Origin of the sequence: Anoxybacillus ayderensis, from assembly GCF_000833605.1 — a bacterium.
Taxonomy (GTDB): Bacteria; Bacillota; Bacilli; order Bacillales; family Anoxybacillaceae; genus Anoxybacillus; species Anoxybacillus ayderensis.
In genome coordinates this window covers 197,149-213,366 of record NZ_JXTG01000004.1, presented here as the reverse complement: position 1 = coordinate 213,366, position 16,218 = coordinate 197,149, and the positions used below count along the sequence as shown (strand labels likewise).

The following is a 16,218-nucleotide window of genomic DNA, read 5'->3' as shown; positions in this document are numbered from 1 at the left end:
GGCAATTTGTACGTCGCTTGTTCACTGGCGCTCACAATCGTTGCTTCTGCTTGTTTATTTGCCGCTTGTGTAAATAATGTAGCTGGCACATCTACTTTTGTGGCTACACCTTTTGGAAGCGAGCCGAGGGAGACGACGACTTGTTTATTTTCATTCGACAGCTCCTTGACAATCGCTTCAACTTCATTTGTTGAAATAGTTGCCACTTTTTCTACTACTTTGCCGTCTTTTTCTTTCGTCTCTACTTTCGGCTGTAAAACAACCGTACCATTTTCACCCTTCACTGGTGTTGTGCCACTGCCCGGTGTTGTACCACTGCCTGGTGTTGTGCCACTGCCTGGTGTTGTACCGCTGCCCGGTGTTGTGCCACTGCCTGGTGTTGTGCCACTGCCTGGTGTTGTGCCGCTGCCTGGTGTTGTGCCACTGCCTGGTGTTGTGCCGCTACCTGGTGTTGTACCGCTGCCTGGTGTTGTGCTGCTGCCTGGTGTTGTGCCACTACCTGGTGTTGTGCCGCTGCCTGGTGTATTTTCATTATCTAAAGTGGTTAAAAGAGTAAGTGTCCCGAATACAGATGTATCCATATATGCAGTTCCAGTCGTATCATTCCAAGCAGCCACACTCTGACGAGCACCATTTTTCCCATCATTAATTTGAACATCAAACCCTATTTCAGACCCATTTTTTAGTTGTATACTTCTTAAAGGGATTTTCATCTCCACCACATAATTAGTCCCAGATACATTAGTTTCGGACATAAATCCATTTTCAATGCTTGGTGGATTAAACGATGTTTCGTTGTCAAAGTTTACTCTATATTGTCCATCATCCTCTTGGTAAAACGATGTTTTTGCATTATTTTCGTCCACAAACACCTCTATCGAATCCTGCTCCCAAGGATTTGTACTCGACTTATCTAACTGGTCATCGTTAACTTGTACTAATACATACAGATTCCCTTCGTCCCAAAGAACTTTAGCAGTTCCGCTTGCTCCTTGCCACGCCATTTGGTAACGATCAATAGGGATGTAAGGAACACTTTCCCAAATGGAATCGATGCTTCCATCAATTACAGGGATACCATACAAAGCAATTGCTTTCCGCGACTCTTCTGTCACAGTAGGATTTTCTTCTATAAATGTATCAGGATCAATTACCGCATAGTAACTTGGTTTGGCCTGTAAATTTCGATCAAATAACAATGGGCTTGTTGATGCACGCCAACTTGCCGCATCGTTTAATCCCCATAGCGTAACTCGGGAGATATATGGCGCTTTTTCTTTGAATATTTTGAATAATTTAGCGTATAAATAGGCTTGTGCTTTGGACTGTTCCTCCGTCAGATGATTATCCGTTCCAGCTTGAATATCGAGTTCAGTAATACTAATCTCCACACCAAGAGAAATAAATCTTTCCAACGACATTTTTACATTATCTGGATTTGTCCTTGTGTTGTAATGTCCTTGCATTCCAATTCCATCAATTAATTTTTTGCCAGGATACTCTTGTTCAAATTTTTCATTTAGCTCTTTTACCATATGATAAATGGCTTGTGCTTTCCTTTGATTATCTTCATTGTAATCATTGTAATATAGCTTAATATCCCAACCATTTTCGTCTACAACTTGTCGTGCGATTCGGAAAGCTTGCTCAACATAATCGGAACCGATTGAATAGTACCATGGTGACTTCCTTAATGACTCCTCCCAATTATTTGGATTAGGTGGATTATCAATGATCGCTTCATTGACAACATCCCATGAAATAACTCTATTACCAAAATGTTTAATGACGGTTTCGATGTGGTTTTTTAAGTTTTCTAACGCCTCCTCCCTACTGAGAAAGCTTCCATCTTCTCTAGTGGTCATCCATTCGGGTGTCTGCTGATGCCATACGAGAACATGTCCATGTACTTTCATCCCTTCTTCTATAGCTTTATTTACAATACTATCTGCTGCTTCGAAGGTAAAGTTCCCTTTAGTGGGTTGTAAATAGCTAGGTTTCATAGCGTTTTCTGCTGTTATGCTGTTGTAATGCAACTTGAGAAGTTCGAGTCTCTCTCCATCCAAATCAGCAGCTGATACGGCACTACCAATTAAAAAGTCACTTTCATAAACGTTCTTGATAGGAAGAAGATCCTTTTGTACAGAGATAGGGTTTCCACTCTTTACTAAACGAACATCATCAATATAAAAAGATGCAGTACTACTGTTTGGGCTTTCCACGTAAATCGTTAAATATTCGCCTCCCGAACTATTGTAGCGATACTTTCCTTCAAACAGTACCCATCCATCATCAACACTAATTACTTTACTTAAAATATTGTTATAACTCGCACCACTTCCACTTCCAACTTGAGTAGATAATTGAATTTGTGCATTTTCAGGTGAAATGAGTTTAACCCACAAGGAAATCGTATATTCATATCCTAGATCAATATATTTCTCGATGCGTAAAGAAGGACCATGCCAGTTTTGCGCTCTATTTTCTACCTTTAATGCGTACGTTCCCCCTGAGGTTTTGTTATCCTCGTTGGTTACAGTTAATTTCTCTGTTCCTGCACGCCCCTCAAATCCACCTAAACTTTGATCTTCAAAATCAATCATTTCAAAAGGTAAAGCCGATGGTCTTAAAATAGGAGTCTCACCATCTTCTCCTCCTACATCACTAGTTGAAATTGAAAAATACCCGACATAAAATGAAACTGTTTTACCATTATCGTTGGATTGTATACGAAGACGAGTATCTCCTTTACTCATGTCAAGAGTAAACGTTGTATTTATAGTGAACGATTCCCCGTTCTTTAAGTCGGCACTTGCTAACCATCCATATGTTTTATCTACAGTTTGCAAATACACTTGAGCTCCTGAAGGAACAACTTCACTTTCATCGACATATCCTATAATATTGATCGTATATGTTTTTCCATCTTGTAATCCAAGATCCGTGAAACGGAAATCTGCCCCGTCCCAGTTATTCGATCGATTACTAATATATAGTGCAGTTCCATCTTCATTCCCTGCAAACACTTTGTTTTTTACTAGAGTGAGGGTCGCACCACCAGATTGGACATAGTTTCCTTGGTTTTCAAACGTTTCTTCATAAACGGGGATGGAATTCATTTGTGCATATGAGACAGGAAACGCCGAAACTAAGAGCAAAAGAGTAGATAATACAAGGGAGACTTTCTTGACGAAACTTTTATACATTTCATTTCCCTCCTAATACACGCAATCTTTTTCTGGACAATTTTATTAACATGTACAGACTTTCCAAAAAGCTGGCTTCGGCTGATGATTTTCATCAAACAAAAACGGCCAATTTTTTCTTTGCTTGACTGGAAAATTATCAAGCCATGTATAATCATCTGCAATGCCCCAAAATGTTACATTTCGAATGACATCGCTGTACTCCTTAAATAAAGAAAAAATTTGGTCATATCGCTCCGCTTGCTTATCAACCATTTGATCCGTCGGCTTTATTAAATCATTTCGATGATCATCAAACTCGAACATGGATATGTCCAACTCTGTAATATGTAGTTGGACACCAAGGGAGGCGTATCGTTCAATAGCTAAACGAATCTCTTCTAATGTTGGACGAGTCAAACTCCAATGTGCTTGCAACCCTATACCATCAACTGGTATGTGTTTTTCAAGTAGTGACTTCACTAACTTGTAAATTTTCTCCCTTTTTTCAGGAAATGACTCATTATAATCGTTGTAAAATAAAAGGGCATTTGGATCAGCTTCCCGTGCGTAGAGAAATGCCTTCTCGATGAATTCCATACCGGCTATTTCACTCCATCTAGAAATACGCAACAAATCGTTACCTTCATCCGCAACGGCCTCATTAACGACATCCCAACAGTACACTTTTCCCTTATATCGCTGTATAACAGTTGAAATATGTGCTTTCAACCGTTCAAATAACAATTCTTTTCCGACTACCTTTCCTTCTCGATCATAAAACATCCAAGGCGGAGTTTGGTTATGCCATACGAGGGTATGGCCGCGTACTACCATGTTGTTAGATAAGGCAAAATGAACAATTTCATCAGCCTGTTCAAACGTAAATTCCCCTTCTTTCGGTTGGAGATGTTCAAATTTCATATGATTTTCGGCAGTAATGCTATTCACATGGCTTACTAATAGATCTTTTTGCGTTTTAATTGTAATAGGGCTAACAGCGGCACCAATGCGAAAATGCTCTTTGTACACTTCACGTAACGACGGAATCATACTTATTTCCCTCCAAACTGTATATTTTTACTCCCCTTTTACTCCTCCTAAAGTTAATCCTTTAATAAAATACTTTTGTAAAAACGGATAAACTAAGATAATAGGCAAACTAGCAATAATTGTCATTGTGGCTCGAATCGATGCAGGGGTCACTGCGTTCGATTGTCCACTCGCATTTGCAAATGCGTCCGCTGCCGTTTTCCCTGACATTGTGGCATTCGTATTTTGTAAGATTTTCATTAATTCATACTGTAAAGTACTTAAATTGGGATTAGATGAATTATAGAGAAACACATCAAACCACGAATTCCATTGATACACAGCAACAAAAAGAGACACCGTAGCTAGAACCGGCAAGGAAAGAGGAAGTATAATTTTAAAAAATATAGTAAATTCCCCAGCACCATCAATACGAGCCGATTCAACTAAACTATTAGGAAGACCTTCAATAAATGAACGAATAACGATCAAGTTGAATACACCGATGATGCCAGGAATGATATAGACCCAAAACGTCCCAATCAAACCAAGGTCTCTCATTAATAAATACGTTGGAATTAACCCACCATTAAAATACATTGTTAAAACGAAAGCGATGGTCACAAATTTTCGAAATATAAATTCTTTCCGACTAATAACATACGCTACCATAGCTGTACAAAATACTGAAATGGCCGTGCCCAGAACGGTTCTCAACACAGAAATAAATAACGCGTTTAATAATGTATTTTCCTTCAACACATATTGATAGTTATATAATGTAAACTCTCGTGGCCAAAGATATATTCCACCTTTTATCGTGTCATTTGCATCGTTAAGGGAGATGGCCAATGTATTTAACATCGGATAAAGCATTACAATGCACAACATGATCATAAAACTGTAGTTAAATATGTTAAATAATATGTCTCCCCTAGACATGTAACGAACCTTACTCCTAAACGCTACATTGATTTTTTGCATGTCCATCTACTCCAATCTCAAAATAATCTTGCCTGTCCGAGACGTTTAGCAATATGGTTAGCACTAAACAATAAAATGAAGCTTACGACTGTTTTAAAAATTCCTGCTGCTGTAGCAAGTGAAAAATTCCCCATGGAAATACCATACTTAAGAACAAAAATATCGAGATTCTCAGAATAATCTAAGTTCATCGGATTTCCTAATAAGTACTGCGGTTCAAATCCTGTTTCTAAAATATTCCCTAAATTTAAAATGAGCAAAATAACAATGGTCGGTTTTAAAGAAGGGAGGGTAATATAGAAAATGCGTTGTAATCTCGATGCCCCATCAATTTCTGCTGCCTCATATTGCTCAGGATCAATCATTGCGATAGCAGCCAAATAAATAATTGTATTCCAACCTACATTTTTCCACACTTCGGAGACCCCGATAATGCCCCAGAAGTATTCACCGATCCCTAACCAAAGAATAGGTTCATCAATGATCCCCAATTTCTGTAGTACAATATTGACAATACCGTTCTCCAGCGATAAAGCATATGAAATGATCCCTGCTGCTACTACCCAAGAAAGAAAGTGAGGCATATAGCTAATCGTTTGTACAATTCGTTTAAACTTCCCATTATGCAGCTCATTAAACAAAATGGCTAAAGTAATTGCAGTAACAAAACCGAGGACGAGATTAATGACACTCATTGCCAATGTGTTGCGCAACACTCTTAAAAATGCTTCATCTTGAAAGAGAAACTTAAAGTGTTTCAATCCAACCCACTCTTGCTCACTAAATGGAAGTCCAGGACGATAATCTTGGAAAGCCATTGTCCAGCCCCACAACGGAACATATTTAAAAACAAATAACCAAATGAGAAACGGGAAACTCATCAAAATTAAAGCTCTTTGCTGAATAACTGTTTTCCAAAACTTCCTCTTCTTTTTCACTTTCTTCGGTAACATAGGAGGGGAAGTCTCTTTTCGAACGTTCTTTTCTAGCTCCAATTTTTAGCACCTCTTTTACTATGTTATTTACATTTGGAAAAGAAGGACCTAGTCAAACTATAAATAGTAGACCGGTCCATCTTTATCTTGAACTTTTTTTATTTTTTCCCCTTACTCTGTTCCACCTTCATTTTTACATATTTCGTAATCTCCTCTTCAAACGCCTTTATATCCAATTTGTTGTATTCTGTCACATAATCTTTCCAATTATCTTCGAATTTACTAGGTGGGTCTAAAACTAATTTCGGGAAATATTTTCTTTGTAAATCTTGTTTCTTTTGTTGATAAATTTGCGCTGGTGATCCTTGTTTGAGTGGCGCACCCCATGCCGGATACCAAGGACGTTCATCAGGCTTTGCAAATAAGTCTGAGAATACTTTCGCACCATAAGCCTCTAAAATCTTTTTATCTCCTTCGGTATAGCTTGCTTGAGCGACTTCAGGTTGCCTACGCGGCTCCCATGCATTTCCGTCAGAAAACATACCATTTCCACGTGGCCAATGCCATTCGAAGTAAATAAATCCAAATTGTTCACGAAATTGTTCATCTGACGTTTTTTGAATTTGTTCTTCTGTTCGATAGTAACGACCATTTTCATCAACTTCATACGTTTCCCCTTTAATTCCCCACGTCATTAACTTTTGATTTTCCTCTTTAGCCATATTATCCAGGTATTTGATAATACGAACCGAATCCTTCGCACTAACCGTGATACCAAGTCCACGATTAAACACATTGGCCGGAGGATCTATATATTGATCCTTAATATTGTTATCAAACACAATCGGAAGTGGCATATAACGTAAATCGTCATTTCCTGATCGCTTCAGAGAATCTAATGCCTGCCCTGCCTGCCAACCATAATCGAAAAAGCCTAGCACTCTTCCAGAAGCAATTTTCGCTAAATACTCGTCATAGTTAGAAACGAATGATTCTTTATCAAATAAACCTTTTGCATTAATCTCATTTAATTTTTTCAACCAACGTTTCGTATACTCCCCATTTCCATACACTTTAGCCTCGTGCGTTTGCATATCAACAATAACTTCCCCGTCGTTCGGGTAACCAGCTAAATGCGCTGGCGGGTTAGAAATAGCGAAAAATCTCCAGTCATAAGTGAGTGCAGTAAAGCCAATCGTAGGCTTCCCATCTGTTTGCGGATACTTTTCTTTATATTTCTCAATCAAGTCGAAATACTCATCCAACGTTTTAATTTTTGGATATCCAAACTCTTTTAATACGCGTCTTTGAATCCAAAACGCCCCTTGGTCAATATCTGGATTTGGAACGTAACCGTGGTTGACACCAAAAGGTAATATATATATATTTCCATCTTCCGACTTCATTTGTTCCAAATATGGTTCATATAATTTTTTTAAATTTGGAGCATGTTTTTCAATAAGATCGTTTAACGGAATAAACGCTTTGGCATCAATCAATTTATCAATAGCCGCATCAGGTACTAACGTATCAGGATACTGTCCACTGGCAATCATCGTACCAATTTTCGTATTAAGATCACCTACTAAATATTCCATTTTCACGTTAACACCAGTTTGCTCTTCGAAAATTTTTCCTATTCTCGTTTGATTTGCTTCAATATTTTTTAATGAGGTACCTCCATTAAAATAAGTAAAAGTAAAAGGTGCTTTCTCATCGTTGTTTGTTGAAGATGACTCACCCTTATCGCTACCGACGTTCGCTTTTTCGTTACAAGCGGTTACTAAAAGAAGCAACAAACTTAACAGTAAAGAAACAAGTACATTCCTTCTCATTCTTCTCCCCCTTTTTCGTGTAATTGCTCTTTCACTCATCTTCTCTCCCCCTTTCTTGTAAGTGCTTTCATTATAACGCCTACACAAACGCTCGATTAACCATATAAAGTTAAGATTGTACTTAAAAAAGTTAAGTTCACCGCGATAAGTATATAAATAAAAAAGCCTCCAAAATGTGGGATTCCCCACCTTTTTCGGAAGGCTGCCATGTTTTATGTTACATACAATGTGTTAGTATGCGGGTAATCTCCTCAACATATAGTCTCTATTCCTCCAGTTCCAGCGGCAGAAAAATTTTCACAACTGTTCCGTCATCATTGAAAATTTGAAAAATGAACCGATTTCCATACAACATTTTCAAACGATAATACACGTTTTTAATCCCTATATTTCCCCATTCCTCCTCCTTATTCAATGATTCAAAAAGCTTCATAAGAGTCTGTTCTTCAATTCCCGGACCATTGTCACGAATGCATATTTTCATCCACTCCTCTTCTTTTATTATTTGGACATTCACTTTTCCATTTTCTCTTTTAGTCTCCATTCCATGTTTAAATGCATTTTCAACAAAAGTGAGGATGATCATATTCGGAATTGTTTTCTCATATAACTCCTTATCTACTTGGATATCGTAGGAAATCTTATCACCAAATCTGTATTTCTGTAAATTAAGAAAAGACATCACTATGCGAATCTCCTCACGCACCGTTACCCAATCTCTTCCCCAACTAATTGATTTTCTTAAAATATTAGCCATATTTTCAATCATTTCAGCCGTTTCGTATTCTTTTTTAACTATACTTCTCATGCGAATAGTTTCTAGAACGTTAAAAAGAAAGTGCGGATTAATTTGATTTCGTAATGCTTCAAGTTGGGCTTGTTTCTTTTTTAATTCCAATTCCTTTTTTTGGATACCAACTACATACACATCTTTAATTAGTCTTTTAATTTTATATGACATATGATTGAATGCTTGAGTGAGCTGACCTATTTCATCACGATAGATGTCCGTTCGAATAGTTTCAAACTGCTCATTTTCCATTTTTTTTATATATTTCAACAATCTCTTAATACGAGCATTCAATGATCGGGAAATAGAAAAAATAATTAAAGAAGGAATAAGCAAGTTTAAAATCGTTAAATAAAAGACAAATGCCCCCGAATAATGGATCTCCTTATATATTTTCTCAGAATCAATTAATCCTATTACTTTCCAACCCTTAAAGTACTCTCCTTCCCCGTACTTATGTTCTACAATTATTTTTTCGTTCCCAACTTGAAAATGAGCAACGGTATCTTGGATGTCACTAGAAGTAGGTAAGTTTGTTGCATATTCGATTTTTCCTTTAGAATTAACCAAATAAACACTTCCTGGAAATGTTTTATTTTGAAATAAATAGTTTATTACATTTCTATCTAAATCTATTTTGACGAATTTTAATGTTTCATTATAAACCGTAAAATAATCCAATTTTCTCACAATAAAAAACTCGCCATTCACATGAATAAGGTTCGGTAGCGAACTCATCTGTCGATACCATTCCGTTTGTTGTATATTCACTGTGAGTGGCTGAACTTGAGCCGAAAACATAACAGTAGGATTACTAGTGAAAAAGGTGATAGAGCGAATAAACGGATACATATAACGGTACTTATTAAACTGAGGTAGAATTTCATTGTAAGATTGTACGTATTCTGCTTCTGACTGATACTGCCGATCCAACATTTCATTAATTTGATTATCCATGTACAACAATGTTGAAATGCCCATAGCTTGCTCGACATGTTGCTTCCAATCATTTTTTATTTGCTCGATGACTAATGATGCATCGTGTATCCTTTGTTGCTTCAAATTTTGTGTGGTAACGTAGTAAAAAAGCCAATTCGTTACAACGACAGGGATAAATACTGCAAAAATATAAAGTAGCGTCAGCTTATCTTTTAACTTTATATTGTGAAAAAACTCCATGCGTCTTCTAAAAAAATTACGTGCGAATTGTCTGCTTACGATACTCAGTAGGTGTAAACCCTTCCATTTTTTCGAATTGCGTGACAAAATAATCAACACTCCCAAACCCTACTTGTTCAGCAATTTCATAAATCCTTAAATCCGTTGTCCGAAGAAGCTTTTTCGCTTGCTGAATGCGCAACTGTAGTAAAAATTTTTTAAAATAAACACCATATGTTTTTCTAAAAAGCTGTCCCAAATAAACTGGATTCATATAAAACCGCTGAGCGATATGTTTTAAACTAATATTTTTATGGTAGTTTTCTTCAATATATTTTTTTACTTTGTGAATTTCACACGTAATCATTTGTTCTCTTAACTGAGAAGCCAAGCTTGAGCATTCAACAACAAAATGACTAAATCGTTGTTCCAGTTCGTTTAAGCTAAAATTATACTTTTTATATTTCATTACATTTGATAATGTTTTTAACTGTTCTTCATCTCCTCCGAGCTGTTTTACCACATTAGTTATTTCTCTCACTAAATAAGTAATCGAAGATTTCACAGCCTCAACAGCAAAAAGCTTTATTCGAAATTCATCAAAAATATGATTTACAACGCATAAAGCTTCTGTTATTCGTGATTCTTCTATATATTCAATCAATTTCTCACAAAGTTTCTCGTCAATATCACCATAATAAATGTTCATCTCTTCAATTTGTTCGTACAAGATCGGTCCTTCATCGATCACGTATTTATAACTCATCATATAGTATACTTGCTCAACGATCTTCGGTAATTGATTAAAACCTAAAATGAATTCGCTCGCGTACACAGTCGTTCTCAAGCCTAATTGCTTTAACTGCTCATACAGTATGCTTATATTCTTAAACATTTCTATTTTTTGTTTCGTTATTAATAACAATCCGTATCGATCTAACTCATGTTCATAAACAGGAAAGTGGAGTGGTTGTTTAATTTGCCTTTTGAAAAGATCCTCAATTTTATGTTTCACATAAATACTATCCAAACATTCTTCATCATTATCACGGTTAACCTCTACCATAACATAGCAGAGTAAGGATAGGGCAGAAACGCCAAAACGCTGAACTTGCTCATATACGGTTTCACAGTCACTCTCCCCTTTAATTAATCTGTGAAACAATATTTTCAAAAGTTGCTCCTCCATGACTTTTGATTGTTCCTTTTGTGAATCTAATAGGAAGGAAATTCTCTCCAACGCACGTTCAAACTCTTTTTTAGAAATCGGTTTAAGAATGAAGTCACACACTCCATATTTAATGGCTTGTTGGGCGTAGCTGAATTCACTATGTCCGCTAATAACAATAAACTTAGGACTAATAAATTGATTTGAAGTTACGCACCGAATAAGTTCTAGTCCATCCATCCCAGGCATGCGAATATCCGTAATGACCACATCCGGCTGTTCCTTTTCAATTATCTTCAACGCATCCTCCCCGTCACCAGCCTCACCACAAATCTCATATCCACAGCCTTTCCAATCGATCAACACCTTCAGTCCTTCTCTAATAAATACCTCATCATCTACAAGCACTACTCTGTACATCGCTTCTCCCCCACTTCACTTTGAACATTCCTTGAAAACAGCTGATCTCCTTACAACTTGATACAATGTATATACTATTACGGGATGAGAAACTCTCATCTCATTTTTTCTAGCTGTGAGTAACATGGAGGACTTTATATTATTCTACTGCACATTTTCTTTTCTGTTGGACCTAAAAAATTTAATATTTACTTAAAAACTCAAGATATTACCTATTGTTTATTTTAAAAAATATTAAAATTTTTTAAAAACATGAACTATGTTTCACTGTTAGATGAGCCCCATTTCTCTTGCTTTCTTTCAACCTTTTTAAAGACATGGAGGGCACCCGTCATCACTAGCAAGGCGAACAAACTCATGCTAAAAAAAGGAATAATTCCGGGTAAATAAAAAAATACAACGCATAATAATCCGATCGTAATTACCATCATACTCGTGATGAGCGGATTTGCCATTCCGATTAGGAACGCATATTTCAAGTATTGAAAAAACTTCAAATTATAATGAACGTAAACAGGGAAAATATATAGCAAAGTAACTGTATATAAAATAAAGCTAATGGATAGAGCAATGAAAAAAAGGGTGTGTATATTTGCTGACAAATTTGAAAGATATAACATATCCATATATAACACTATAAATATGGTAGTGAATATTAAACCTAAAGCATTCGCTTTGAAAAACTCTTGTTTATATACTTTGAAAAATGTTTTAAATATCGGAAAGGTGTGATCATGGAATAACAACCACTTCCTTACAATTGTAAAAAGAGCAACAGTTGCTGGGAAAAAACCGAGAAAGAGAACTCCTATCAATGTGAATAAAATCCATAGCACATTGATGTATGCAAGTTTTGTAATCCACTCACAAAAGCGATAAAACTTTCCTTCTAAAGTACCAAAGTTCATTGCGCATCCGTCCTATCTAAGTCCTATCTAAACTTTGTAACTAACATCATTATACAATAAACTAACATCATTATACAATAATGGGGGGATTTATCCCCCCATTATTGTAAGTTTTCTTTCCTTTCTTAAACGTCATCATTTTTATACAATTCTTTTTCCGATTGCAACAAATCACTAACAGTGACAAACTCATATCCTTGTATAAATAGCTCCTCGATAATCACTTCGACTGCCTCAACTGTTTGGGAACGATCCCCAAAACCATCATGGAAAAGCAAGATCACCCCGTTGTTTATACGCTCGCGCGTCTTAGTGATAATATGGTCTCGACCGGGCTGTTCCCAATCTAATGCATCTACATTCACCGCTCCAATCGTCTGATATTTGAAGCGACTAACAATAAGTTCTACATCCTCATTGTAACGAAAATATGGTGGCCGAAACACTTTAGGTTTTCTTCTTGTAAAATTTTCGATGATTTTATCAGCATATTGAATTTCGTGCAAACATTCATGACGATTTATTAATGTCAAGTCGGGATGTGAGTACGTATGATTTCCAATCTCATGCCCAAGAGCAACAACTGCCTCGACAATCTCAGGATACATGGCCATATGTTCACCAATCATAAAAAATGTCGCCTTTCCCGAAACGTTCTTAAATAAATCTAATATGTGTGGCGTATAGATCGGGTTTGGGCCGTCATCGAATGTTACCGCAACCATTTTACGAGAAGTTTCAACTTTCTCAATCATCCCGAATGCCCCTCCTTGAATTAATCATTCCAACGATTCAGAGAGACTTTTCACCCCCGAGAAGAGGGGAATTTGTTCCCCTCTTCTAACCATAAAATGCTCGTCACACCACGCGGATAGTATTTACTTCCACTAATCTCACCAGAAATAATTTGATCGCTCCAACTCCAGATCGAAAGCTCCGGATGGGTAAGCCATGAGACATGGGCCTCGTCGGCGCGTTTTCCTTGTTCGTTCCACTCCAAGCCTAGAAGATGGCGAGCAACGAATTGGCATAAATAAATTTTACTTAACCATGAGTTGTTACTTGTAGAGGAAATTTTCCATCCTCCATCTGAAAATAGACAAACTCCTTCCTGTAGCACATAGTTCAAGTGTGTTTTCAATGCTTGAATATACGATTTAAAACGCCCATTTTCATCCAATGCTTCATGGTTATTCGTAAAGTAAGGGAATACAAGTCCTTCAATCGCCGGAATAATTTTTGAATCATTCCCTTCACCCATTATTGCCGGAATATATCCCTCATCTGTGACATAGCTTATAATTGTTGCAGCACATCTTTCGGCTTGCTTTCCAGCTAGCATAGCCAATTGCTCGTTGCCAACATCCTTAAACAGCTTTTCTAATGCAACATAAGCTGCCCAACACTTTCCAGCTAAATATAAGTTGTTACGTGCTTGGCCAAGCGATACATCGAGACTATCATATGTCGTAATCTCTGCCCCACCCATCGTGCGGTTACTATCGAGTCCCATAATTCCATTTCGCTTTTCAGGATCCGGATGATCTCGATGAACCATACTTTCGAGACATTTCTCCAAAACCGACAGATGTTTATCGCGCCACGTCACATCTCCTGTTTGTCGAATGTATACTGCAGCACAAAGCACCCAGTTGACGAGTTGTTCGTGTGTCATATGAGAAAAACACCCGCTAATCCCATACAATTCATACGACGAATAATGTGGACGAGAAAATGTGTTTGCTACTCCCATATCGTGAGTAAAACTGATACCACCTGGGTACTCTAACTCTTCACCAGGAAACCGAACACAATCTTCATAACTATAGCGCTCGACGTATAAATCCAATACATTTCTTACAGTCCATGGATTCATCTTTAATTCAAAAAATAGCTGATCGACAGTGAGATCAAACGTGTTCATCATTCGGTACTCACCTTCATTAACAACCCAAATAGGTTTTCCCTCACATTCTAGTAGCTGCGTATTACCATAGTAACTGCGTATTGCATGAGCCATCATAAACTTTTGATCATCGGACAACCATTGTTTCTCGATGAGCGCGTTAGAGTGGAATGATTGTTCCTTTAACACTTCTACATGCTCTAACGCATAAAGAGCGACTTCTTCAATGTTTTTGAAGAAACGAGTATAAAGGTAAGAAGCATCCATTCCTGCCGTAACATAGCCACCCCGATAAAAGCAAATTGCGAATTGATATGTTTTCTTCTTCCCTGGTGGAACATCCATGATAAGTGCACCGACTTTTCCAAGACCAAATGTCCAGTTTTCTTTGAGCGGTGTTGTCAAAATATCTTCCATGCTGAAATGTAGCGCCGAATGCACATCGTCATTATTTGTAGCGATGCTAACGATTCGTCCTTGTCCGACACCCCGAATTCCAGGACACGTATCATCGATTCGCCGCATGGATGTATACGGATCGTTCCCCTCAAATCCAAAAAAAGCACGTCTTGTTCCTGTTCCTTTTGTATTATCAATCGTTATCTCAGCAATAATAGCTGGAACTATCGCCAATTTTAGCTCTTCATCATTCGCTTTTTCCGGATCAGGCACCGACTTAGCTGGAGAATAAATAGTAAGTGTCAAATCTTTTGCTTTCCATGTATCCGTTCCAACATGGAACTCTCTTTCAATTTGATCCTTCGCTATCGGAAACAAAATTTTTGGTTTTTCCGGACTCGGATCAGGATTTTCAATATCGTATCGTCTACTTTCATCTTCATTTTCCATTTGTAAAAATGGCAACACATCATATACATTTGACTGTTCTAATGACTCTACACCAATAAACACATTTTGTCTTGGAGGACGAGCCAATTCGAGATCTAATCCTCCACTTTTTCCAGGAAACCCCAGTGTAAAACTAGCAAATGCTCCGACTGGTGAATGATGCGCATTAAAAAACATATTTTTCGGCATAACCATACCCCTTTCTTATCCTTTAATTGCCCCAGCTGTAATCCCTTCCATGATTTTATTGCTTAAAAAGAAGAAAATAATTAAAATTGGTAACACACTAATCATTAAAGTAGCTCCGATTGCTCCCCAATCGGTTGTATACTGTCCGATGAAATTTTGTATTCCTACTGTCAATGTTTTATACTCGTCTGAACTAATGAATGTGTTAACAAATACAAACTCATTCCAGTTATAAATCATGTTAATAATTGTCGTTGTTACAATAACCGGGGAAGTCATTGGCAAAATCACTTGGAAAAACATACGATGCACAGAGCAACCATCCATCACAGCCGATTCTTCAAGTTCACGTGGCAAAGCATTATAAAAACCTAGTAAAATCATAATCGTGATAGGTAAATTGAAACCTATATTTGTTAAAACAATCGACATCGGATGATCGATGAGCTTCACTTTCATAAAAAAGTTAAACAAAGGGATAAGTGTAGAGTGTATTGGAATCATTAATCCGACCATGAACAATCCAAGTACGACATGTTTAAGTTTCCAATTCATCCGTGTAATCGCAAACGTTACAAAACTAGCTAATAAAACGGTAAAAATGACCGATACAGTAGTAATCCACAAACTGTTGAAAAAATAAAGACCAATATCCCCTTCAACCCATACCTTCACATAGTTTTCCCAACGTGGAGGGGAAGGTAAAGAAAAAAGAGGCGTATTAAATACTTCTTGGTTGTTTTTCAGGGAGAAAAATAATAACCAGACAAGAGGAAGTATTTGTAACCCAGCTACTAAAAATAGCATCATATAAAAAAGAAACATGCCTATTTTTTTCATATATATATATGTCGATTTC

11 protein-coding genes are annotated in these 16,218 nt (G+C 37.1%); all 11 read right to left on the bottom strand.

Features of this window, described 5'->3' with window-relative positions:
* The coding region (locus JV16_RS06625; protein WP_244463796.1) for an endo-1,4-beta-xylanase at nt 1–3,206 on the bottom strand (3,206 nt) is incomplete at its 3' end.
* Nucleotides 3,207–3,251: 45 nt separating this feature from the next.
* Nucleotides 3,252–4,238, bottom strand: a complete 987-nt coding sequence (locus JV16_RS06620) for an endo-1,4-beta-xylanase (RefSeq protein WP_042534831.1) — start codon at nt 4,236–4,238, stop codon at nt 3,252–3,254.
* Between the two features lie 27 nt (nt 4,239–4,265).
* The gene (locus JV16_RS06615; RefSeq protein WP_042534849.1) at nt 4,266–5,201 is read right to left on the bottom strand and encodes a carbohydrate ABC transporter permease; all 936 of its coding nucleotides are present in this window, start codon (nt 5,199–5,201) and stop codon (nt 4,266–4,268) included.
* A 17-nt stretch (nt 5,202–5,218) separates the two neighbouring features.
* Nucleotides 5,219–6,154 carry an ABC transporter permease gene (locus JV16_RS06610; protein ID WP_042534847.1) on the bottom strand — a complete coding sequence of 312 codons (936 nt, stop codon included), beginning with the start codon at nt 6,152–6,154 and terminating at the stop codon, nt 5,219–5,221.
* Nucleotides 6,155–6,294: 140 nt separating this feature from the next.
* Nucleotides 6,295–7,971, bottom strand: coding sequence for an ABC transporter substrate-binding protein (locus JV16_RS06605; protein ID WP_052481224.1), 1,677 nt, complete (start codon nt 7,969–7,971; stop codon nt 6,295–6,297).
* Nucleotides 7,972–8,236: 265 nt separating this feature from the next.
* Nucleotides 8,237–9,940, bottom strand: coding sequence for a sensor histidine kinase (locus tag JV16_RS06600; RefSeq protein ID WP_042534829.1), 1,704 nt, complete (start codon nt 9,938–9,940; stop codon nt 8,237–8,239).
* A 16-nt stretch (nt 9,941–9,956) separates the two neighbouring features.
* The gene (locus JV16_RS06595; RefSeq protein WP_042534827.1) at nt 9,957–11,507 is read right to left on the bottom strand and encodes a response regulator transcription factor; all 1,551 of its coding nucleotides are present in this window, start codon (nt 11,505–11,507) and stop codon (nt 9,957–9,959) included.
* A gap of 257 nt (nt 11,508–11,764) precedes the next feature.
* Complete coding sequence (locus tag JV16_RS06590; protein WP_042534825.1) at nt 11,765–12,415, bottom strand: YesL family protein; 651 nt, start codon at nt 12,413–12,415, stop codon at nt 11,765–11,767.
* A 125-nt stretch (nt 12,416–12,540) separates the two neighbouring features.
* A complete protein-coding gene (locus tag JV16_RS06585) occupies nt 12,541–13,170 on the bottom strand; it encodes a polysaccharide deacetylase family protein (protein WP_042534823.1) in 630 nt (209 codons plus the stop codon).
* A gap of 50 nt (nt 13,171–13,220) precedes the next feature.
* Nucleotides 13,221–15,359, bottom strand: a complete 2,139-nt coding sequence (locus JV16_RS06580) for a glycoside hydrolase family 52 protein (protein ID WP_042534821.1) — start codon at nt 15,357–15,359, stop codon at nt 13,221–13,223.
* A gap of 15 nt (nt 15,360–15,374) precedes the next feature.
* Entirely contained in the window at nt 15,375–16,199 is an 825-nt protein-coding gene (locus tag JV16_RS06575) for a carbohydrate ABC transporter permease (RefSeq protein WP_370628343.1), read from the bottom strand.
* Nucleotides 16,200–16,218: the final 19 nt, after the last annotated feature.

Excerpts from the sequence above, each read along its gene's own strand:
- JV16_RS06620 (WP_042534831.1), bottom strand. The coding sequence starts at position 4,238 with ATGATTCCGTCGTTACGTGAAGTGTACAAAGAGCATTTTCGCATTGGT.
- JV16_RS06615 (WP_042534849.1), bottom strand. The coding sequence starts at position 5,201 with ATGCAAAAAATCAATGTAGCGTTTAGGAGTAAGGTTCGTTACATGTCT.
- JV16_RS06610 (WP_042534847.1), bottom strand. The coding sequence starts at position 6,154 with ATGTTACCGAAGAAAGTGAAAAAGAAGAGGAAGTTTTGGAAAACAGTT.
- JV16_RS06605 (WP_052481224.1), bottom strand. The coding sequence starts at position 7,971 with ATGAGAAGGAATGTACTTGTTTCTTTACTGTTAAGTTTGTTGCTTCTT.
- JV16_RS06600 (WP_042534829.1), bottom strand. The coding sequence starts at position 9,940 with ATGGAGTTTTTTCACAATATAAAGTTAAAAGATAAGCTGACGCTACTT.
- JV16_RS06595 (WP_042534827.1), bottom strand. The coding sequence starts at position 11,507 with ATGTACAGAGTAGTGCTTGTAGATGATGAGGTATTTATTAGAGAAGGA.
- JV16_RS06590 (WP_042534825.1), bottom strand. The coding sequence starts at position 12,415 with ATGAACTTTGGTACTTTAGAAGGAAAGTTTTATCGCTTTTGTGAGTGG.
- JV16_RS06585 (WP_042534823.1), bottom strand. The coding sequence starts at position 13,170 with ATGATTGAGAAAGTTGAAACTTCTCGTAAAATGGTTGCGGTAACATTC.
- JV16_RS06580 (WP_042534821.1), bottom strand. The coding sequence starts at position 15,359 with ATGCCGAAAAATATGTTTTTTAATGCGCATCATTCACCAGTCGGAGCA.
- JV16_RS06575 (WP_370628343.1), bottom strand. The coding sequence starts at position 16,199 with ATGAAAAAAATAGGCATGTTTCTTTTTTATATGATGCTATTTTTAGTA.